The sequence below is a fragment of the Halomonas flagellata genome (assembly GCF_022487945.1).
GTDB classification, from domain to species: domain Bacteria; phylum Pseudomonadota; class Gammaproteobacteria; order Pseudomonadales; family Halomonadaceae; genus Halomonas; species Halomonas flagellata.
The window spans coordinates 1-592 of the sequence record NZ_JAKVPY010000123.1 but is presented as its reverse complement, the minus strand read 5'-3'; the positions used below and the strand labels follow the sequence as shown (position 1 = coordinate 592).

At 40.5% G+C, this 592-nt stretch carries 1 protein-coding gene; it reads right to left on the bottom strand.

Annotated elements, in window-relative coordinates; translation table 11 throughout:
• A partial coding sequence (locus MKP05_RS22060; protein WP_240570159.1) for a hypothetical protein occupies window positions 1-483 on the bottom strand: 483 nt, incomplete at its 3' end.
• Window positions 484-592 lie beyond the last annotated feature (109 nt).

Genomic DNA, 592 nt, shown 5'->3' with positions numbered 1-592 from the left:
GGCTAGGCCTCCGCAGCCACAAACCCAAGAGCAGTACCACCGCTTTCCGTATTTATAGGTCAGTATTGGGGTGATAATCAAGATAGAAGCGACACCAAAAATCAAAAGTGCTATGCCAATATTTCCTGAGCTTATAAAATCGTCAACGCGGTATTGGTCAAAATTGTAATAGTTGAGCGGCCAAATGTTTTTTAGGTCGTAATAAGGAAGTGAAAACGAATCGGAGTTCATGCGCGCCATCAATTCAGGAATGATAAAGGCGAATGACAATTGAAAGAACATCACACTGAATGTCCGCAACACTTCATAACGGTTGTTTCTGTATTTCCAGAGGAATTTAATACCAAAAGCAAGAATGGCCACCGTGTAGAGCGTTCCATAAACAAACCACTGACTGGCTGGGTTACCGTTTAGAAACCGACTCAGAGGATCGAATAAAGCGACGAGTCCAGTGTTTTTATCAGTATTGAACTGTATTTGCATAATATTTTTTTTAATTGTTTATCTATCTATATTTTGTTTAATGCACGCCAACTTGTTTATATCCCCAACATTTCCCTGTTTATTCCGAAAACTCGGGGGGCGATGCACA